Source organism: Microbispora sp. ZYX-F-249 (assembly GCF_039649665.1).
Classification (GTDB): domain Bacteria; phylum Actinomycetota; class Actinomycetes; order Streptosporangiales; family Streptosporangiaceae; genus Microbispora; species Microbispora maris.
Genome location: NZ_JBDJAW010000009.1, coordinates 47,105 through 67,215 on the forward strand (window position 1 = coordinate 47,105; position 20,111 = coordinate 67,215).

The following is a 20,111-nucleotide window of genomic DNA, read 5'->3' on the forward strand; positions in this document are numbered from 1 at the left end:
TACGGCCGGACGCTGACCCCCGGGGGAACGGGCACGCCTCACCCGAGGAAGTGCCGTGAACCCCGATAGCTTGATCATGCGCCCTGTCGCGGGGCGTTCGGAACTCGACCTGTTCTGCCGCCTGCCGTACGTGCTGAACGACGAGCTGGACGACGACCTGGCCTCCGGCCGCCGGCGGCCCGAGTGGATGTGGATGGCGCTGCGCGGCGACCGCCTCGTCGCCAGGCTGGCGTGGTGGGCCCCGCGTGCGGGCGAGCCGCCTGCGCTGCTGGACATCCTCGACCTCGACGACGCCGCGCCCGGGCCGGCGATCCTCGACGCCGGGGTCCGGTTGTTCCAGACCGCGAGTGCCGTGGTGCTGCCCGAAGGGGCACGCCCGCCGGAATACAACGCGTTCATCCCACCGCGGTGGCGTGACGACGCGGAGGAGCGGCGCGCCGTCGAGAACCGCATGGCCGTGCTGGAGCGCACCGGCGCGCGACCGCTCGTCGAACGGCTGCGGCTCGAGTGGCGCCCGGGTGCTCCCGTCGCCGAGCCGAGTGGGCGGCTGCATTTCCGGCCCGTGGCCGGCAGGGAGGAACTGGTCGCCCTGATGACCCTCGTCCTGGACGGCACGCTCGACGCCCACAGCCGCGCCGACATCGCCCGCATGCCCGCCGAGCAGGCAGCGGCCGAGCACTACGACGACGAGCTCGCCCACTACCGGAGCCCACGGGAATGGTGGCGGATCGCCACGTCGCCCGAGGGCGAACCGGTGGGATTCGTCATCCCGGCGCGTAACGAATACAACCCGATGATCGCGTACATCGGGGTCCTGCCGGCCCACCGGGGCAACGGCTACATCGACGACCTGCTGGCCGAGGGGACGCGGATCCTCGCCGGGCAGGGCGTCCCGCGCATCCGCGCGGCCACCGACGTCGGGAACGTCCCGATGGCCCGGGCGTTCCTCCGGGCCGGATACGAGGTCATCGGACGCCGGATCGACATGACGTGGAGCGAAGGCGGGGCGGAGTAGGACGGCAGCCGTGCCCTCCGGGCAGACGGTCGCAGGTTCTCTCCGGACAGACGGCCGCCGGTGTCCGCCGGACGGCGGAAGCTGTGATGATGTCCTTCTCGCTGCCGTGGTCGCCGTGGACGAGGGGAGTCGCGTGAACGATCTGGTCGCCCGGCTGTGGCGGAGCATCGGCGGCTCGCTGCAGTGGCGGCTGCTGTGGCTCTCGCAGGCGAAGTTCATGGTCGGCGTCACCGGGATCGTCCGCGACGGGGACGGGCGGGTGCTGCTGCTCCGGCATCGGTTGTGGCCGGAAGGCCGGCAGTGGGGGCTGCCCACCGGATCCGCGATCAAGGGGGAGACCTTCCAGGACACGGTCGTCCGCGAGGTGCGGGAAGAGACCGGTCTGGAGGTGCGCGTCGGCGAGCTCGTGCGGCTCAGGAGCGGCTACCGGCTGCGGGTCGAGGTGGCGTACGAGGCCGAGTTCGCCGGCGGCGCGATGAAGATCGACCCCAGGGAGATTCTGGAGGCGCGGTGGTTCACACCGGACGATCTGCCGGAAGGGCTGCTTGAGTCGCATCGGCTCCTCATCCTCGGCGAAGGCGGGCAGCCCGGGGGGTTGTGACCGTCCCGGCCTGTGGACCGCGGCTGCGAAACGGGCGGATTCGCCTGTCCTGTCCGTCCGCCGTTCCACAGAGCGGCGTTCGGGAGGGGCGGGCGGCTATGGATTCGCGCAGGCTGTGGCCCTGCGGTAGTGCGAGGAGTGGTGGGTGCGGGGCCCGCTGCTCCTGCGGCACTTCCCGCGGCCGCTACGGCGGTTCCACGTGCAGCACGTCGCGGAGGAGGAGCCATGCGAATCACCTATCCCGTGCCCGGTCAGACCTCGTCGGTCTTCGTCGTCGTCACTGACCGGACGCCGACCGATCTCTCGTCGATCGTCCCCTGGCGGATGGGCCCGTCCCATCGGCGCGCCGCCAGGGACGCGGTCGGCACGCCCCGGCTGACGCTGGAGGCCTTCCGGTCGGCGCGGTCCCCGTGGCGGCGGATGGACCTGGGCGCCGAGGACCTCAAACGGGTGAGACGGGCCCGTCATCACGTGGTGGTGACGAGTACCGCCCCGGTCGAGGAACAACCCGAGGCCGCCCAGGTCGCCCGGGCGGCCGCGCGCGGGATCGCGGAGGCCTACCACGGTGCGTTGTACGACCCGCTCACCGGGGCGGCCGTCTACCACTGCGCGGACTGCCCGGGGGAGCGGCGGGACTTCCACCTCGGCGACGACTGGCTGGGCTGGAGGGTGTCGTGCGCCGAGGAGGGACCCGCCTGCGCTCTCGGCGCTGCCGCTCCTGCCGGAGCCGGTGACGCCGCGACCGACGGGGACGGCGGTTGCTCGTGCCTCGTCACGACCTCGCGCGGCCTGCGGCGCTTCGGCCTGCCGGAGATCACGCTGGCCGGCCTCGCCTGTGCGCACAGCCTGTGCTCGGTGACCGTTCTGCGCACCGTGGCAGAGGCGCTGCTCGCGGGCCACTTCGCCTGGCTGTCCAGCGGCCTCCGGTCGTCCTGCCGCGGCGTCGCCCGCCGTCTCCGGGTGGCCGGGACGGAGTACGCCGTGCTGTCCGGCGAAGTGGACCTGGAGAACGGTCCCGTTCGCATCCCGGGCGCCCAGTTCGGGTCCCTGCCCGCCATGCCGGAGGGGCAGCGCTTACGGCCTGGGGTGCCGGGGACGGGTTCGCTGTCTCGGGAGAGCGGTCGCGTCGCCGGCATCGGGGACGGACCCCTGTCCGGCGTGCCGCACGATGTGGGTGGGCTTCTGCGCGTGCGCCTCACGCCGGACGCCGCCGCCCGCTCCTGTCTCAAACTCCGGCTGCCGGGCGGTCACGACGGGAACCCCCGCCACACCCCCGGTCTGCTGGTCGCGTGACCCGGCGGGCGTCGGGAGGATGCCTCGGCGCGCGGCCTCGCGCCACCTGGACGGGTGGGCCGGTGCTGCGGCGGGCCGCGGACCTGGGAGGGAACGTTTGGTTATCTATCAGACGTCTGTGAAGTATGACCCTCTTCGGTGCTGTCGACGACGAGATCCGGGACGCGCGGGAGCGCGCCAGGCGCCGGGACCAGCTCACCCGGCAGCGTGCCACTCTCCTGACCCAAATCGAGGAGGTCCGTGGCGTGCTCACGGACCTGGAGCGGCAGCTCGCCAAGGAGGATCGCGACGTCGCCAAGCTGGAGCAGGGCGGTTTCGCCGCCTTTCTGGCGGGGCTGACCGGGGGCAAGGAGGAGCGCCTGGTGCGGGAACGGGCCGAGGCGGCGGCGGCCCGCCAGCGGGTCACCGGCCAGCGGACCCGCCTGGAGTGGCTCACCGGCGACCTGCGCACCACGGACCAGGCGCTCGCGGAGATCGGCAACCCGCACCACGAGCTGGAGGTGTTGCTCGCCCGCAAGGAGCGGATGCTGGTCGAGTCGGGAGATCCGCGCGGCCGGGAGCTCGCCGACATCGCCGCACGGCTGTCGAACGTGAGCGCCGACCTGCGCGAGCACCAGGAGGCGCAGCAGGCCGGGGCCGCCGCGGGCCAGGCGGTCGGCTACGTCCTGCGGCATCTGGGCAGCGCCCGCGGCGCCTCGACCTGGGACATGTTCAGCAACGGCGGGGGTTTCGCCGACATGGTCGAACACGGGCACCTGCGTCAGGCCGACGAGGCGGCCTGGCACGCGCAGGGGGCCCTCGACCGGTTCTCCCGCGAGCTGGCCGACATCGGCGTCAGCGCGGCGCCCCAGCTGCCGAAGGTGGACACCCGCTGGTTCGCCGACGTCTTCTTCGACAACATCATCACCGATGCGATCAAGCACCAGCGGATCGCCCGTACGGGGGAGGCGGTGCGCGAGGTCGCCGAGTGGGTCGGGGCGATGGTCGACCAGATCTCCGGCCGCTGCGGTGAGCTGACCCGCCAGCAGGAGTCCCTCGCCCGACGGCGCGAGGAGGTCCTCGCGTCCTGACCGCTCCCGCCCGGCTCAGCGCAGTCACCGGCGGGCGCGCGGTACGCGCCGTGGCGTCAGCGAGCAGGCCCCGGATGACGAATATCTGCTTGACCGTCTCCTCGCCCTCGTGCGCGGAATGGAGCCATCGGCCCACGAGGAGGGACCATGACGAGCAGGGTGACGGCGGTCAGCCGTAGCGCGACCCACACCTTCGGCAAGACGTCGCTGGAGTCGATCCGGCTGCTGACCGGCCTGGGAGTCGAGGGGGACGCCCACGCCGGGGTGACCGTGAAGCACCGGTCGCGGGTCGCCCGCGACCCCGGTCAGCCGAATCTGCGCCAGGTGCACCTCATCCACGCGGAGTTGCACGACGAACTGCGTGAGGCGGGCTTCGCCGTACGGGCGGGGGACATGGGGGAGAACGTCACCACCAGGGGCGTCGATCTGCTCGCGCTGCCCACCGGAACGCGGTTGCACCTCGGCGAGACGGCCGTCGTCGAGGTGACCGGCCTTCGCAACCCCTGCCTGCAGATCGACGGTTTCCGCAACGGGCTGCTGAAGGCGGTGCTGGGCCGCGACGAGGAGGGCAACCTGGTGCGCAAGGCCGGGATCATGGGCGTCGTCCTCGCGGGCGGCGAGGTCCGGCCCGGCGACCCGATCCGCGTCGAGCCGCCGACCGGCCCCCACCGCCCTCTTCAGGTGGTGTGAGCCCCGAAGACCGGCCGCTCAGAGAGACGTCGGCCATGCGAGGTCATCTCGGGGGTGTGGCGCGGGCGTGTGACGCCGGTGACGATCCGGGCAGCGGCGTACGGGCCATGGCCGCCGTCCAGCCCGCGAGTCCGGCGGGCGTTCGCTGTATCAGGTGAGTGCGCCGCCCGGTCCTGGCGGCTGCAGCACGACCGGGACGCCGCGAGGGGGGCGTAGTCCGCCCGATCAGGGCACGCCGGCCCGGCCCGCCGGCCGGCCCGACGCCCTTTCGCAGACCGGCCGCAGCGGATGCGCGTCAGCCGGTGAACAGCGGCCCGGCCGCAGCAGACCCGGCCGCGGTGAATCGGCCACGCCTCAGTGAATGTGGCCCGGCTCGTCGTGGTCGTGGTGGTGGTCGTGGTCGTGGTCATGGTCGTCCTCGTCCTCGAGGACTCCCTCCGACGGCTCGACGCCGAGCATCGCCTCACGCGGCTCGACCTCGGTGACGTGTTCGACGAGGCCGAGCACGTGATCGGGCTCGATCAGCCACTGCAGGGCCGCCGCGCCCGTCTTGTCGGAGTTGACCAGCTCGATCTGCTCCTGCCGCTCGGCGTCGTCCAGCTCGGCCTGGGGGTCGCGGATCTCGGCGAGCGCCGCCGCCTGCAGCGCGTCGACATCGAGGACCTCGACCACCAGGTCGACGGTGAGCCGCAGATAGCGACCGGTGTCCGTTCCATCGCTCATGGTGGTGATCCTATCGGCAAGCCGTTATGGCAGTTTCCACTCGACCGGCGCCGCGCCCTGCTGCTCCAGCAGGGCGTTCGCCCGGCTGAACGGACGGGAGCCGAAGAATCCGCTGCGCGCGGACAACGGGCTGGGGTGGGCCGACTCGATGCACGGCACGTCCCCCAGCATGGGCCGCAGATTGCGGGCGTCACGGCCCCACAGGATCGCCACGAGCGGCCCGCCCCGCGCGACCAGCGCCTTGATGGCCTGCTCGGTCACCTCTTCCCACCCCTTGCCCCGGTGGGAGGCGGGCTTGCCCGGCATCACCGTCAGCACCCTGTTGAGCAGGAGCACTCCCTGCTCGGTCCACGGGGTGAGGTCGCCGTTCGTCGGCGCGGGGTGGCCGAGGTCGGCCGTGTACTCCTTGAAGATGTTGACCAGGCTTCCCGGCAGCGGCCGTACGTCCGGGGCCACGGAGAAGCTCAGGCCGACAGGGTGACCGGGGGTGGGGTAGGGGTCCTGGCCGACGATCAGCACGCGGACCTCGTTCAGCGGCTGCTTGAACGCGCGGAGCACGTTCTCCCCCGCCGGGAGGTACTGGCGGCCTTCCGCGATCTCCTGCCTGAGGAAGTCGCCCATGGCGGCGATGCGCCCGGCCACGGGTGCGAGGGCCTCGGCCCATCCGGCTTCCACGAGTTCGTGCAACGGACGTCCTGACATGTCCGCGCACTCTATCGGCTTTTCCGTCCCCGTACGGCCCGGCGGGGGAAAGATCGGATGCCCGCTTACCCCCGTGAAGCGGGCATCCGACGTCCTCTCGGCACGGTTCGCCACACACGGGACATTTCCCATGGCGACCGGGGTGATGCCGGAGGCCCCGGGATGGTCCGGGGCCTCCGGTCGGGTCACTTGACGGAGCCCGCGAGCAGGCCCTGCACGAAATACCGCTGGAAGGCGAAGAACAGCACCAGCGGGATGATGAGCGACAGGAACGCGCCCGGCGCGAGGATGTCCACGTTCGTGCCGAACTGCCGCATCTGGGATTGGAGTGCCTTCGTCATCGGCTGGTTGTCGGTGTCGGCGAACACCAGCGCGACGAGCAGGTCGTTCCACACCCACAGGAACTGGAAGATGCCGAGCGACGCGATCGCGGGCTTGGCCAGCGGGAACACCACGGTGGCGAAGATCCGCCACTCCGGCGCGCCGTCCATCCGCGCCGCCTCGAGCAGCTCGCGCGGGATGCCCACGAAGAAGTTGCGCAGCAGGAAGATGGCGAACGGCAGGCCGAACGCCACGTGGAACAGCACGACCCCGAGGATCGAGCCGAAGATCCCGAGGAATCCGTACAGCTTGGCGATGGGGATCAGCGCGATCTGCACCGGGACGACCAGCAGGGCGATGACCACGAGGAACACCGTGTCCCTGCCGGGGAACTCGATCCAGGCGAACGCGTACGCCGCCATGGCCGCGATGCCGATCACCAGCAGGGTCGCGGGCACCGTGATCAGCACCGTGTTCCAGAACGACGAGCTGAAGCCCGACGCGAGGAGGTTCGAGTAGTTCTCGAACGTGATCTGCGCCGGCTTGGTGAACAGCGTCCACCAGCCGGAGGAGTTGTTCTCGGTCTCGCCGCGCAGCGACACGATCAGCAGACCCAGGGTCGGGAGCAGCCAGAACAGCGCGACCAGGATCATGAAGACCTGCACGACACCGCTGCCGAGGCGGTCGGTCACCCGCGTGATCAGGCCGCGGGCGACCGGCTGCGCGTGCCGGGGTTCGGCCAGGGTCGTCATCCCTCGTCCCTCCTGAACCGGCGGATGTTGAAGATCATGAACGGCACCACCAGGACGAGCAGGAAGATGGACAACGCGCTACCCATGCCCTGGTTGCCGCCGCCGCCGAACGAGACGCGCCACATCTCCAGCGCGATGACGTTGGCGTTCGGCTGCACGGACCCGGGGGCGATGATGAACACCAGGTCGAAGACCTTGAGCACGTTGATGATCATGGTGACGAAGACGACGAGCAGCACCGGCGACAGCAGCGGCACGGTGATCCGGCGGAACACCTGCCACTCCGTCGCGCCGTCGATCCGGGCTGCCTCCAGGGCGTCACGGGGGATCGCCGACAGCCCGGCCGCGATCAGCACCATCGCGAACCCGGCCCACACCCAGATGTACGCGCCGATGATCGCAGGGGTGATCAGCGACGGGCCGAGCCAGGTCAGGCCGTTGAACGGCGCCGTGAAGTTGTCCTGCGGCAGCCGTACGACGTAGGAGCCGGCCGGGAGGCCGGAGAAGCGGAACGTGCCGTCCGCGGCCGTCTCGGTCGTCGCCTTGACCGCGCCGCCGGAGACCGCCTCGACCGTGATGCCGCCCAGGCCCTTCTCCTGCTGGTCGATCTGGTTGAGCGTGCCACCGCCGCCGCGGACCACGTCGAGCCAGACCGTGCCGCTCAGGCCGTCGCCACCGGCGGCCGGGGCGGCCTTGGCGGGCGCGGCGTCCTTCACCACGTCCTGGCTGAGGCCGACGAGCGGGATCAGCACCGGGGTGCCCGGCTGCGCCTGCTGCCGGGTCACCACCGCGCCGCCCTGGACGACGGCGGGCGCCTGGTCGTTCTCGCGTGGCCGGGCGCCGGGGTATCCGGCGCTGGAGGAGAAGGTGTCGTGGACGGTGGTGATGATGGCGTTGGCGACGCCCTTGTCGGGGTCCTGCTCGTAGACGAGGCGGAAGATGACGCCGGCGGCGAGCAGGGAGACGGCCATCGGCATGAACAGCACGAGCTTGAACGCCGTGGACCAGCGGATCCGCTCGGTCAGCACCGCGAAGATGAGACCGAGCGCGGTGACGATGATGGGGGCCACCACGACCCAGATGATGTTGTTCCTGATCGTGGTGAGCGTCGCGGAGTCGGTGAAGATCGACAGGTAGTTGCCCAGTCCGACGAAACGGTCGCCGGTGGCGTCGTAGAGGCTGCGCCAGATCGAGTAGATGACCGGGTAGATCACCCACGCGGCGAGCAGCAGCACCGCGGGCAGCAGGAACATCACCGCCAGCCTCGGCGACGGGCCGAGCCGTACGGGCGCCTGCGCCGCGGCCGCCGGGGCGACCGCGCCGGGCGGGGCCGCGGTCGGGTACCCGGCCGCCGCCGGACCCGCGGGCGGCTCGTCCGCGGCCGCCACGGGGTCCTCCGCGGCGGAGGAATCCGAAGCGGCGGGGGAGCCCGAGGGGGCGGTCTCCGGGTCCGGCGAGCCGGAGGGGATCGAGGAGGCGGAGGAGCCCGAGGGGGCGGGGGAAGGATCTGCAGGGGTTTCGCGCGGGCCGGAGGAGGCCCCGGCGGCGGAGTCGCCGCCGCCGGCGGCCTGCGGGCCGTCCAACCGTTCGGTCACGGCCGTCCTTCCTTTACTTGAAGGCCTTGGCGGCGTCCGCCTCGAGCTTCTCCTGCGCGCCCTTCACGTCGGAGGGGTTGCGGAGGAAGTCCTGCAGGTCCTTCCACTCGCCCTTGCCGTCGGTGCCGCCGAAGGCGCTGGGCGCCAGGTCGGACATGTCGTACCGCACCGACTCACCGGCCGAGATGATCGTCTGTGCGAGCTGCTTGGTCAGGTCGTCCGGGTAGTTGTCGGGCGAGACGTTGCGGTTGGGGGACAGGTAGCCCGGCTGCTTGGCCCAGACCTCGCCGCCCTCCTTGGAAGCCAGGTACTCCAGCAGCGCCTGCGCGCCCTTGGTGTCCTTCATCGCCACGCCGACGTCGCCGCCGAGGACGACCGGGGCGGTGTCGCCCGCCTTCGGGAACGGCATGACCTTCGCCTCTTCGCCGACCTTCGCGCCCGACTGGCCGACGGAGGCGGCGACGAAGTCGGCCTCGATGACCATCGCGGCCTTCTTCTGGCCGTACACCTGGGTGACGCAGGTCGGGAAGTCGGTCTGCAGCGCGCCGGACGAGCCGCCGAGCATGAACTCCTTCTTGCCGAAGATCTGCGCCATCTTCTCCAGGGCCGTCTTGACCGTCGCGTCGGTCCACGGGATCTCGTGCTTGGCGAGCTTGTCGTAGTTCTCCGGGCCCGCGGTGGAGAGATAGACGTTCTCGAACAGGTCGGTCAGCGTCCAGCCGGAGGCGGCGCAGAGCGCGAACGGCGCGACGCCGGAGTCCGACAGCGTCTGGGCGTTCTTGATCAGGTCGTCCCAGGTGGCCGCGGGCTGCGCCCCGGCGTCGTCGAAGGCCGACTGGCGGTACCAGACCAGCGACTTGTGCGCCGCCTTGACGAGCACGCCGTACACCTGGCCCTTGGCCGAGCCGAGCTCCTTCCAGTACGGCGTGTAGTTCTGGTCGATCTGCGCCTGCACCTCGGCGGACAGCGGCTTGAGCGCGTTCTCGTCGGCGTACTGCTGCACCAGGCCCGGCTGCGGCAGGATGGCGACGTCCGGAGGGTTGCCGCCCTGGATGCGGGGGCCGAGGTAGGCGCCGGTGTCCTCACCGGTGGAGGCGTAGGTGACCTTGGCGCCGGTCTTCTCCTCGAACGCCTTGAGCACCTTCTCGAAGTTGGCCTGCTCGTCGCCGGTCCACTTCGCGGCGATCTCGATCTTCTCGCCCTCCAGCGGCTTGGCGGCGCCGCCGGCGGCGGCCGAGGCGCTGCCCTGGGCCGCCGGCTCGCTGCCGGAGCCGCTGCCGGAGTCGCTGCCGCACGCGGCGGCGGCGGCGAGAGCGAGGCACGCGACCATGATCGGGGGGAGTTTGCGCATATCTATCCTCCGGGCTGGATGACCTCGCCGAGCCCCTGCTTGAGGTCGGCGACGGTCTCGTCTACGGGTGTGGAAAGGGTGAGCGCGCCGGTGACGGCGCTGGAGATCAGCAGGCTGACCTGGTTGTAGTCGGCGGTGACCGGCCTGGGCCGGGCCGACACGATGGCCTCCTTGAGCACGGGCAGGTACGGGAACCGTTCGATGAGCTCCGGGTCGTCGTACAGGTCCGCCCACACAGGGGGGAACGAGCCCTCGGTGAGCACGAGCCGCTCGTTGTCCCGCCCGGTGAAGTAGCGGATGAAGTCGAGAGCCGACTTCTGCCGCTTGGAGAAGGCGCTGATGGCGAGGTTGTAACCGCCCAGCGAGCTGGACCCGGGCCCGTTCAGGCCGGGCAGCCGGGTCACCGAGAACTTCCCGGCCAGCTTCGAATGGGCGGCGGGCCCGTACGCGTGGGGCCAGTTGCGGGCGAACAGCAGCCGCCCCTCCTGGAAGGCGAGCCGGGACTCCTCCTCCTTGTACGTCAGCGCCTCGCGGGGGATCCACCCCTCCTTGACGCCGCCGACCAGGAAGCCGAGCGCGGCCCGCGCGCTGCCGAGGTCCATCGTGACCGTGCGGGCGTCCGGGCTGAGGATCGACCCGCCCGCCGACTGGACGGCCTCGGCGAAGTTGACGGTCAGTCCCTCGTACGGCAGGAACTGTCCGGCATATCCCCCGATGTGATACTTCGCGCTCAGGCGCGTGGCCTGCTCGCGCAGCTCCGCCCAGGTCCTGGGCGGTTTCAGGTGCTCCTTCTTCAGGATGTCCGACCGGTAGTAGAGCAGGCCGGCGTTGCTGGTGTACGGCGCGGCCCACAGCCTGTCGCGGTAGATGGCGGTGTCCGCGACGCCCTTGAGCAGCTTGTCCAGGGGGAACAGGCTGCGGTCGAGCGGGGCGATCCAGCCGGCGTCGGCGAACTCGGCCGTCCACATCACGTCGAGTGCGAGCACGTCGTAGACGTCGTTGTGCGCCTGCAGGTTGGCCACCATCTGGGCGCGCTGCTCGTCGGCCGCCTCGGGCAGTTCGAGCAGCGACACCGGCTCGTCCGGGTGTGCCTGGTTCCACCGGTCCAGCAGCGGGCGGAGGTACGCGGTGGTGTCCCTGCCGATCGCCAGCGTGATCGGCCCGGTGCCGTCGCTGCCCACAGCGGACTGGGTGCCGGTGTCGGCGAGCCCCGCACACCCGGCCACCAGGAAGGTGACCAGGACGACGACGGCTCGGCGAACCATGTGGCCTCCGCGTGAAAAGCCGGTTACATACGTGTTAGGTAGGTGCATGCATGTTATGCATAGCGATAATGTGAGCGTCAACGGATCAGCCCGTAACGCTCCGATAACTGCTCGATACGGCTTGGGGGTGGGCGCGTGCGGCAGTCGCTGCTGGCGCTCCTTGCGAAGGAACCTGCCCACGGATACGAGCTGAAACAGGCGCTGGAAACGATCTTCGGCGGCGCCTACCCGTCGCCCAACATCGGGCAGATCTACGTGACCCTGGGCCGGCTGGAGAAGGACGGCTTCGTCCGCTCGGTCGACGTCGAGCAGGCCAACCGGCCGAACAAGAAGGTCTACTACATCACCGCCACCGGCCGGGAGGCGCTGGAGACCTGGGTGGAGGAGCCCACCGAGGGCCCCCGCGTGCGCGACGAGTTCTTCATGAAGCTCGTGCTGGCCCCGATGACCGGGTTGTCCGACCGCATGGCGTTGGTGAACCGGCAGCGACGGCACTACCTTGCGCTCATGAGAGACCTCCGCGAGCTGGCCGACCGCACCGACCCGGCCAACCGCGTCGCGCTGCTGCTCATCGAGGGGGCCATGCTCCACCTGCAGGCCGACCTCGACTGGCTCGAACGCTGCCAGGAGGACCTGCCGTGACCGCCGACGCCCCCGTCGTGCGGGCCGTCAACCTGGTGAAGATCTACCAGACCGGCGGGCTGCCCGTGCCGGCCGTACGCGGGGTCGACCTGACGGTCGAGGCCGGGGAGTTCGTCGCCATCATGGGCCCGTCGGGGTCCGGGAAGTCCACGCTGGTCCACATGCTCGGCGGTCTGGACACCCGTACCAGCGGCGAGATCTGGCTGGACGGCAAGCGGGCGGACACACTCTCGGAGAGCGGGTGGGCCGTGCTCCGCCGCGAGAAGATCGGCTTCGTCTTCCAGTTCTTCAATCTGGTCGCCAACATGACCGTGGCCGACAACGTCGAACTTCCCGCGCTGCTGGGCGGCGTTCCGCCCCGGCAGGCCAGGGAACGGCGCGAGTACCTCCTCGGTGAGCTCGGCCTCGCCGACCGCGCCGAGGCGTCGCCGGCGCAGCTCAGCGGCGGCGAGCAGCAGCGGGTCGCGCTGGCCCGCGCGCTCGCCAACCAGCCCCGGCTGCTGCTGGCCGACGAGCCGACCGGCAACCTCGACAGCCGCAACACCCGTGACGTGCTCCGCCTGCTCGGCAAGGTGCACGGGCAGGGCCAGACGATCGTGCTGGTCACCCACGACGCCCGGGTGGCGAGCATGGCCGACCGCGTCGTCAGCCTGCTCGACGGCCAGATCGTCGACGACGGCGCCATCCCGAAGTCACGCCGGCGCCCTTCGGGAGCGGCGGGGGACGTCGTGGAACTGCGGAGCTGACCCGGTGCACCGCCAGGAATCACCCGAACTCCCGGACGGTCCGCGTGGTCACCGTGGTCACCGTGGTCACCGTGCGCGCCGCCTCCGGCTCACGGGAGACCGCGGGATCATGGCATGCTCCGTCGCGGGTCGCGCCCCTTCGCCGCGGCAAGCCGCACGATCACAGGACATAGCCAATCCGCGCCGCACATTCCACGACCACGGCGGGGAGGTGACGTGGTGACGGTGCGGACCGCGGAGCTGCGGTGGATCCGCGCGGACCTGCGGGCGCGCCGGGGGCAGGCCGCGCTCACGGTCCTCGCCGTGGCGGGCATCGTCACCGCCCTGATCGTCGCGGCCACCCTGCTGGAGGACGGCACCAACCCCTGGCGCGGCCTGTTCGCGCGCAGCAACAGCGCGCACATCTGGATCCACAGCAAGGACGTCCCCGACGTGTCCGCCCTGCGCGGGCTGCACGGCGTGACCGACGTCGCCGGGCCGTACCGCAGTGCGCCCGCCACGCTGGTCACCCGGGGCCGGCGGGTGCCGATCACCCTGCAGGAGACGCCGGCGGCCTTCCCCGCGGTGGCCCGCCCGCTCCTGCGCGAGGGCCGCTGGCTCGACGTGCGCACCCCGGACGGCGTGGTCGTCGAGCGGTCGTTCGCCCGGGCCCTCGGCCTGCGGCCGGGCAGCCCGTTCACCGTCACCGGACTCAACGGCGCGACCCACACGCTGACCGTCGCCGGACTGGCCGAGAGCGGCGACCAGGGCTTCTACCCGGAGTGGACCCCGGGCCTGGCCTGGACGCTCGCGCAGACGCTCGACGTCGTCGAGCCCGCGCCGGGCCGCACCGAGACCGTGACCGGGCTGCGGCTGGCCGATGCCGCCGCCACCGACCTCGTCGTCCAGAGGGCCGTCTTCACGCTGCGCAACCAGGTGCAGCGGGTGACGACCTGGCGTGAGGTGCGGGCCTCGATGGAGCTGGACAACCGCCTGCTCGGCCTGCTGCTCGCGCTGTTCGGCGGCGCGGGCCTGGTCGCCGCCGCGCTCGCGCTCGCCAACGCCGCCGGTGGCCGGGTGCTGATCCAGCTGCGCGACATCGCCACGCTCAAGTCGCTGGGGTTCACCCGGGGCCAGGTGGTCCGGATGCTCGTCGCCGAGCACGGCACGCTCGGGCTGCTCGGCATCGCCGCCGGCGTGGTCGCCGCCCGCCTGATCACGGCGTACGCCATGGGGGAGACGGTCGTCGTGCCGCTGTCGGCCGGCCCTCTCGCGGCGATCATCGCCGGGACCTCGCTGACGGTGCTGGTCGCGGTCCTGATCCCGGCCTGGCGCGGCGGGCGCACCCCGCCGATCCCGGCCGCCCCCGCGGCGCCGCCGCGCGGGCACCTGTCCCGGCTGGCCAGGGTCGCCCTGCTCGTACGGCTGCCGCCCGCGCTCGTCCTCGGCGCCAGGGACGCCTTCACCCGCAGGACGCCGGCCACGCTCACGGTATGCGGCGTCGCCATCCCGATGATGATGATCACGATAGGGCTCGGCTGCTGGGCGACCCTGGACAACTTCAGCCGGCACCCCGAGAGGGTGGGCCAGGCGGCGGCCCTGTCCCTGCGGCCGGGCGAGCTGACCGCGGAGGAGGCGCGCCAGCGGGCGATGGCCGATCCGGACGTGGTGGCGGCCTACCCGGGAGCCGAGCTCGACGCGCTCGTCCCCTGGCAGACGAGGACCGTGCGGACCAGGGCGCTCGGCCTGTCCTCCGACCCGTACCCCTTCCCGGTCGTGGAGGGCCGGATGTTCGCCGACCGGGGCGAGGCCGTGGCCGGGCAGGGCCTGCTCGACCTCCTCGGCGTACGGATCGGCGACCGGGTCCGCGTGACGATCGGGGGCACCCCGTTGATCGTGCGGATCGTGGGCCGGGTGGTCGAGCCGGAGCAGGACGGCGAGGTGCTGTCGTTCGGGGTGGACAGCCTGGCGGCCAAGGACGCGTTGCCGCCCCAGTTCTACGCCCTGGCGCTGCGGCCCGGCGCAGACGCGGCACAGGTGCGCGCCCGGCTGCAGGGGCAGGGGCTCGAGGTGGCCCAGGCCGTGAACCCGGCCGACCGGCTGGCGGTCATCCGGGTGATCATCGTCGCCCTGGTCGCCGTGCTGGCCCTGATCGGGCTGGCCAGCCTGCTGACGGCCAGCGCGCTCGGGCTGCGCGATCACGTCCTCGACCTGGCCGTGCTCAAGGCGATGGGCCTGACTCCCCGCCAGGTGATGGCCACGCTGGTCACCGCCACCGGCCTGCCCGCGGCGGTGGGGGTCGTGCTGGGAGCGGCGGCGGGGGCGTCCTGTTCACGGTGGCTGATCGACCTGGAGGGCCGCGGCAGCGGCGTCGGCGCGGGCATCGGCCAGGCCCCGACGCCGGGCATGCTCGCCGCGACCCTCGTGAGCGCGATCGGTGCGGCCCTGCTGGTGGCGCTGATCCCGGCCCGGCGGGCGGCCCGGGCGCAGGTGCCCGTCACCGCCCGCTGAAGGAACGGCGGAGTGTGCGAAGCGGATGTGGCGCAGGCCCGCGGATCTGCACCGGCCGCCCGTGCCGCTCAGTCCCTCCTGAAGACCCCGCAGGCGATCCGGCCGCCCGAATCGCCGGCCTTGAGCGTCTCGGCGTCGGGCCCGGCCGTCCCCGAACGGCTGTAGCGGTCGGGGACGTTCGCCTGGTTGTCCGGCTTGGCGTGGACGACGATCGAGGTGCCGTCGCCGCTCAGCAGGTCCTCCACCCTGAACCGGTCGGTGACGGCGGTGGCCCGGCCCACGCCGTCGCCGCGGACCAGGAGATCGGGCAGATCCCCGGTATGCCCGGGGTGCGAGCCCGAGCCCAGATGCGCGCCCGCGCTGAAGAAGGGGCTGCCGGTCGCCGGGTCGGTCGACTTCGGGTCGCAGACGCCCTTGTCGTGGACGTGCACGCCGTGGAACCCGGGCGGCAGGCCGGTGGTTCTGATCTTCACCTCGGTGCCGCCGTTCTCGTCGTTCTCCACGCCGACCGTCCCGACGTTCTGCCCTTGCGCGTTCGTGAGGGTCGCGGTGGCGTCGACGTCGCGCGGCGCCGCCGGCGTCCGTGCCGCGGCGATCCCGGAGACGGCCGCGCCCGCGACCAACGCGGCGGCCAGGGACAGGTAGGTGTGCCGGAGCATGAGGCTCCCCTCTCGCCGATGCGAGCGATCCGTCCGTCCACGTCACGGTAGGCACGCCGGGCGAAATGGGTGGGCCAAGACGGCGTCAAGTCTGCCGCCGGTGCGACGACGCCCCCGCCCAGGGGCCCGCGAAGGGCCCGAGGGCGGGGGCGCCGCACGGCCTGATCAGGACGACGGCCGCAGGGACAGCCAGTAGAAGCCGTAGCCCGGCAGCGTGAGCAGGTAGGGCAGGTCGCCGACCACCGGGAAGGAGACGCCGCCGCGGCACTCGACCGGCGTGACCCCGGCGAAGCGCCGCAGGTCGAGCTCGACCGGCTGGGCGAAGCGCGACAGATTGTTGACGCACAGGACCACGTCGTCGCCCTCCTCCCGCAGGAAGGCCAGCACGCTCGGGTTCGGCGACCACAGCTCGGTGTAGTCGCCGGTGCCGAAGATCGGGTGCTCCCGCCTGATCTGCAGCATCCGCCGGGTGAAGTGCAGCAGCGACGACTCGCTCTTGATCTGGGCCTCGACGTTCACGGCCTGGTAGCCGTACACCGGGTCCATGACCACCGGCAGGTAGAGCCGGCCGGGGTCGGCCTCGGAGAAGCCGGCGTTGCGGTCCGGGGTCCACTGCATCGGCGTGCGGACCGCGTCGCGGTCCTCCAGCCAGATGTTGTCGCCCATGCCGATCTCGTCGCCGTAGTACATGACCGGCGAGCCCGGCATGCTGAGCAGCAGCGCGGTGAACAGCTCGATCTGGTCCCTGTCGTTCTCCAGCAGGGGGGCCAGGCGCCGCCGGATGCCGAGGTAGGCGCGCATGCGCGGGTCCTTGGCGTACTCGGCGTGCATGTAGTCGCGCTCTTCCTCCGTCACGGTCTCGAGCGTCAGCTCGTCGTGGTTGCGGAGGAAGATGCCCCACTGGGCGCTTTCCGGCAGCTTCGGGGTGCGCGACATGATCTCGGAGATCGGCTCGCGGCTCTGCCGGCGCACGGCCATGAAGATGCGCGGCATCAGCGGGAAGTGGAAGGCCATGTGGCACTCGTCGCCGCCCACGGTGGGGTCGCCGAAGTACTCGACCACGTCCTCGGGCCAGCCGTTGGCCTCGGCGAGCAGCACCCGGTCGGGGTAGATCCGGTCCACCTCGGCGCGGATCCTCTTGAGGTAGTCGTGGGTCTCGGGCAGCCCGGCGCAGGAGGTGCCCTCGCGCTCGAACAGGTACGGCACCGCGTCCAGCCGGAAGCCGTCGACGCCCAGGTCGAGCCAGAAGCGGATGACCTCCATCATCGCGTCCTGGACGTCCGGGTTGTCATAGTTCAGGTCGGGCTGGTGGTGGAAGAACCGGTGCCAGTAGTACTGCTTGCGCACCGGGTCGTATGTCCAGTTCGACTCCTCGCTGCCCACGAAGACGATCGGGACGCCGGAGTATTTGTCCGGATCGTCGGACCAGACGTAGAAGTCTCCGTACGGGCCCTCGGGGTCGTTGCGGGACGCCTGGAACCACGGGTGCTGGTCGCTGGTGTGGTTCATGACCAGGTCGGTGATGACCCGGAGTCCGCGCTCGTGCGCCGCCTCGATCAGCTTCACGAAGTCGCCGAGGTCGCCGAACTCCGGAAGGATCTTGAGGTAGTCGGAGATGTCGTAGCCGCCGTCCTTGAGCGGGGACTCGTAGAGCGGCAGCAGCCAGAGGCAGTCGACCCCGAGCCACTTGAGATAGTCGAGCTTGTCGATCAGCCCGCGCAGGTCGCCGGTGCCGTCGCCGTTGGAGTCCTTGAATCCGCGGACCAGCACCTCGTAGAAGACCGCACGCTTGTACCAGCGGGGGTCCTGCGAGGTGAAATCGGTGATCTCCGGGAGATCACCGGTGGAGGCCCCGAGTGGCCCCGGAACGGGGTCAGGGCAGGGCGCAGCAGCGTTCATCTGGTTCTCGCTTGAGATAAGAGGGGGCGCGTGGTCAGGTCACACCCGAGCTTTGAAGCTCACGCCGTGATGTTTGGCTCTAGTTGACCAAAAATACCACCTGAGGTGGCCTGACCGAAAAGGCTGACAGGGGTCTGACATGCAGTTTTTACCTGTTTACGGCTGATCACGTACGGCTACCGCACAGGCGCGCAGCCGGACGGTGCGGGCCGCCCGCCGGAGGCGGCCGCAGCGGGGTGCGGGTGTGTGGCGGGGCTACCCGCCGGACGGCGCCCGGCCGGGGGGCGTGGCGCGGGTGTGCGGCGCGGGCTACCCGCCGGACGGCGCCGTCCAGGGCGGGGCGAGGTCGCCGAGGACGTCCTCGTAGTCGGTCAGCCAGGCCCCGAACGCCACCAGGGCGCGCAGCCAGAACCGCGAGTTCCACGAGCCGAAGGCGGTCAGCGCGTCCGGCCCGCCGGCGATCGCCTCCAGCATCGCGGGAGACATCAGCCCGGGGATCTCCGCGGCCTTGACCAGCATCCGGTGATTCCACTCGCGGGCGACCGGCCCGTTCGAGCGCAGCGGGACGCGGCGGTTCGGCATCAGCGGGGTGTTGGTCGAGGGCAGCGCCGCCACGCGGGGGTTGGCGGCCCGGAGGACCTCCCGGTAGAACTTCCCGCCCTCCTTGCGGGCGACCGGCACCGACAGCGCCGCGTCGAAGAACTCCGGGTGCAGGAACGGGAAGACCGGGGTCGCCTCCGGGCCGACGAGGTTGACCGGCGACCGGGCGATGCCGCGCACGGTCCGGGTGTGCAGCACGCTCAACGGCAGCTCGGCCCGGTGCCCGTGCAGCATCGAGGTCGCCCGGGTGAACGCCGTACGGACCCGGTCGTCCATCCACGCGGCGGCGGCCTCGCCGAGCACGGGGACGTGGGCGTCGCCGGTCGCCAGCGCCTTCAGCAGCGCCTCCTGACGTGACGCGCCGGTGCCCGCGCCGACGGCGTCCGCCGTGATCAGGAAGTTCTTCATCAGCGGGCCGCCCGCGAGACCGTCCACCAGTGCCCGGCCCGCGCCGTGGACCTCCCGCGCGAAGGGGGAGTACCACGCGTGGTGGCTGGTGAGGAACTCCAGGCGGCGCGCCGCCCACAGCGCCTCCTGCGGATAGGCGGCCGGGTCCTGCGGCATGATCCGGTGCGGGATCCCCAGCTCACGCGTGATGTAGCGGGCGAAGTCGATGTCGTTGTCCAGCCCGTCGTCCGGGCTCGTGGTCCACGACTCGACGTCCATCTTCCTGGCCACCGCCACGCTGGCCAGCAGCCGGGAGTCGTACCCGCCGCTCACGGGCACCAGCACCCGCTCGTACGGCTTGAGCGCGTCGTGCAGCAGCGCGACCAGGTCGCCGCCGGTGACGCCCCGGTCCACCGGCTCCTCCCGCACCCAGCGCGGGGCCCGCCGGTCCACGCGCAGCCCGGGCGTGCGGCGCGACCAGCTCAGCGCGGTCGCGCCGGGCAGGCGCCGGATCTCGCGGTACGGCGTGTCCTCCAGCAGCGGGTAGGTCAGCCGGAGGATCGCGGCCCACGCCTCCCAGTTCACCTCGTACGGCCGCCGGGCCAGCGCGAGGAGCGGTTCGATGAGCGAGGAGAAGTAGACGGCGTCCCCGTCCTGCAGGTAGTAGACGTCGACCAGGCCGAGACCGCCCGTGTGCAGGCTCACGGCGTCCGGCTCGTCCACCAGGCCCGGGGTCTCGTACGTCTCCGCGACCCGCAGCCACGCGTTGGCCCGGGGCTCGCCTCCGGTCTCCGGCCGACGGCCGCCCCACGCGTACGCGGTCGTCCGCTCGCCCGTGGCGTACGGCGCCAGGGGAGCCGAGGCGAGCAGCGCGGCCTCCGGGGCGCTGTGCACGGCCTGCACTGCGGGCCCCGACCGCGCCAGCAGGTCGAGCTTGGCCTGCTCGAAGGGCCCGACGGCCCCGCAGACGTACGGCCTGGCCTGGAATCGCGGCCACTCACCCTTGCGCACGGTTTGCCCTCCCTTGAACCGCAGCCGAGTCTACGGACCTCCCGGCCGCCAAAGGGACGAAAGCCCCGAGACGTACGGCTTGGCGGGGCACTGACCGGCATCGCGCGCAGTCGCGGACCGAAGGGGATGCGCCGGTGCTGGCCAACTTGCCTCCCGGAAGGGCTGGAACTGCACGCTGAGCCGTACCTCCAGGGCTTCGGCGAGGCGTTCCGGCATGGGGATCGTGGGCATGGTGCCGCCGGCCTCAGATTCACGCCGGCCCCACGGCACCCGGCCCGCTGCATTCGGGCCGGCTCACT

17 protein-coding genes are annotated in these 20,111 nt (G+C 71.7%); 8 read left to right on the plus strand and 9 right to left on the minus strand.

The annotated features are described in order from the left end of the window. The first annotated feature begins 76 nt into the window (after positions 1–76). The 5 genes from AAH991_RS13430 to AAH991_RS13450 all read left to right on the plus strand — a co-directional run bounded on the left by AAH991_RS13430 (position 77) and on the right by AAH991_RS13450 (position 4,669). On the plus strand, positions 77–1,015 hold the full coding sequence (locus tag AAH991_RS13430; RefSeq protein ID WP_346226120.1) for a GNAT family N-acetyltransferase: 939 nt from the start codon (positions 77–79) through the stop codon (positions 1,013–1,015). Between the two features lie 133 nt (positions 1,016–1,148). After that, on the plus strand, positions 1,149–1,616 hold the full coding sequence (locus AAH991_RS13435; protein WP_346226121.1) for an NUDIX domain-containing protein: 468 nt from the start codon (positions 1,149–1,151) through the stop codon (positions 1,614–1,616). Positions 1,617–1,841: 225 nt separating this feature from the next. Next, complete coding sequence (locus AAH991_RS13440) at positions 1,842–2,909, plus strand: hypothetical protein (protein WP_346226122.1); 1,068 nt, start codon at positions 1,842–1,844, stop codon at positions 2,907–2,909. A 125-nt stretch (positions 2,910–3,034) separates the two neighbouring features. Continuing rightward, positions 3,035–3,979, plus strand: coding sequence for a hypothetical protein (locus tag AAH991_RS13445; RefSeq protein ID WP_346226123.1), 945 nt, complete (start codon positions 3,035–3,037; stop codon positions 3,977–3,979). A gap of 147 nt (positions 3,980–4,126) precedes the next feature. After that, entirely contained in the window at positions 4,127–4,669 is a 543-nt protein-coding gene (locus tag AAH991_RS13450) for an MOSC domain-containing protein (RefSeq protein ID WP_346226124.1), read from the plus strand. Positions 4,670–5,023: 354 nt separating this feature from the next. On the opposite strand, the gene AAH991_RS13455 is transcribed toward AAH991_RS13450, so the two are convergent. From AAH991_RS13455 to AAH991_RS13480, 6 genes are all read right to left on the minus strand, one after another. Further along, the gene (locus AAH991_RS13455) at positions 5,024–5,392 is read right to left on the minus strand and encodes a hypothetical protein (protein WP_346226125.1); all 369 of its coding nucleotides are present in this window, start codon (positions 5,390–5,392) and stop codon (positions 5,024–5,026) included. Positions 5,393–5,416: 24 nt separating this feature from the next. Continuing rightward, positions 5,417–6,094 (minus strand): uracil-DNA glycosylase, encoded by a 678-nt coding sequence (locus AAH991_RS13460; protein ID WP_346226126.1) that lies wholly within the window; start codon positions 6,092–6,094, stop codon positions 5,417–5,419. A 185-nt stretch (positions 6,095–6,279) separates the two neighbouring features. Next, complete coding sequence (locus AAH991_RS13465) at positions 6,280–7,167, minus strand: carbohydrate ABC transporter permease (RefSeq protein WP_346226127.1); 888 nt, start codon at positions 7,165–7,167, stop codon at positions 6,280–6,282. Further along, positions 7,164–8,555 (minus strand): ABC transporter permease, encoded by a 1,392-nt coding sequence (locus tag AAH991_RS13470; protein WP_428833986.1) that lies wholly within the window; start codon positions 8,553–8,555, stop codon positions 7,164–7,166. Before AAH991_RS13470 ends, AAH991_RS13465 begins: the two co-directional genes overlap by 4 nt. 220 nt (positions 8,556–8,775) lie before the next feature. After that, positions 8,776–10,113 (minus strand): ABC transporter substrate-binding protein, encoded by a 1,338-nt coding sequence (locus tag AAH991_RS13475; protein WP_346226129.1) that lies wholly within the window; start codon positions 10,111–10,113, stop codon positions 8,776–8,778. Between the two features lie 2 nt (positions 10,114–10,115). Beyond that, complete coding sequence (locus AAH991_RS13480) at positions 10,116–11,378, minus strand: ABC transporter substrate-binding protein (protein WP_346226130.1); 1,263 nt, start codon at positions 11,376–11,378, stop codon at positions 10,116–10,118. 135 nt (positions 11,379–11,513) lie between these two features. Here AAH991_RS13480 and AAH991_RS13485 point away from each other — a divergent pair, with 135 nt between their 5' ends. From AAH991_RS13485 to AAH991_RS13495, 3 genes are all read left to right on the plus strand, one after another. Then, positions 11,514–12,020 carry a PadR family transcriptional regulator gene (locus tag AAH991_RS13485; RefSeq protein WP_346226131.1) on the plus strand — a complete coding sequence of 169 codons (507 nt, stop codon included), beginning with the start codon at positions 11,514–11,516 and terminating at the stop codon, positions 12,018–12,020. Continuing rightward, entirely contained in the window at positions 12,017–12,766 is a 750-nt protein-coding gene (locus AAH991_RS13490) for an ABC transporter ATP-binding protein (protein ID WP_346226132.1), read from the plus strand. Before AAH991_RS13485 ends, AAH991_RS13490 begins: the two co-directional genes overlap by 4 nt. Positions 12,767–12,982: 216 nt before the next feature. Then, complete coding sequence (locus AAH991_RS13495; protein ID WP_346226133.1) at positions 12,983–15,256, plus strand: FtsX-like permease family protein; 2,274 nt, start codon at positions 12,983–12,985, stop codon at positions 15,254–15,256. Between the two features lie 68 nt (positions 15,257–15,324). On the opposite strand, the gene AAH991_RS13500 is transcribed toward AAH991_RS13495, so the two are convergent. The 3 genes from AAH991_RS13500 to AAH991_RS13510 all read right to left on the minus strand — a co-directional run bounded on the left by AAH991_RS13500 (position 15,325) and on the right by AAH991_RS13510 (position 19,812). Then, the gene (locus tag AAH991_RS13500; RefSeq protein ID WP_346226134.1) at positions 15,325–15,915 is read right to left on the minus strand and encodes a superoxide dismutase family protein; all 591 of its coding nucleotides are present in this window, start codon (positions 15,913–15,915) and stop codon (positions 15,325–15,327) included. A 165-nt stretch (positions 15,916–16,080) separates the two neighbouring features. Next, positions 16,081–17,814 carry a maltose alpha-D-glucosyltransferase gene (gene treS / locus AAH991_RS13505; protein ID WP_346226135.1) on the minus strand — a complete coding sequence of 578 codons (1,734 nt, stop codon included), beginning with the start codon at positions 17,812–17,814 and terminating at the stop codon, positions 16,081–16,083. Positions 17,815–18,123: 309 nt separating this feature from the next. Next, positions 18,124–19,812 (minus strand): asparagine synthetase B family protein, encoded by a 1,689-nt coding sequence (locus AAH991_RS13510; RefSeq protein WP_346226136.1) that lies wholly within the window; start codon positions 19,810–19,812, stop codon positions 18,124–18,126. Between the last annotated feature and the right edge of the window lie 299 nt (positions 19,813–20,111).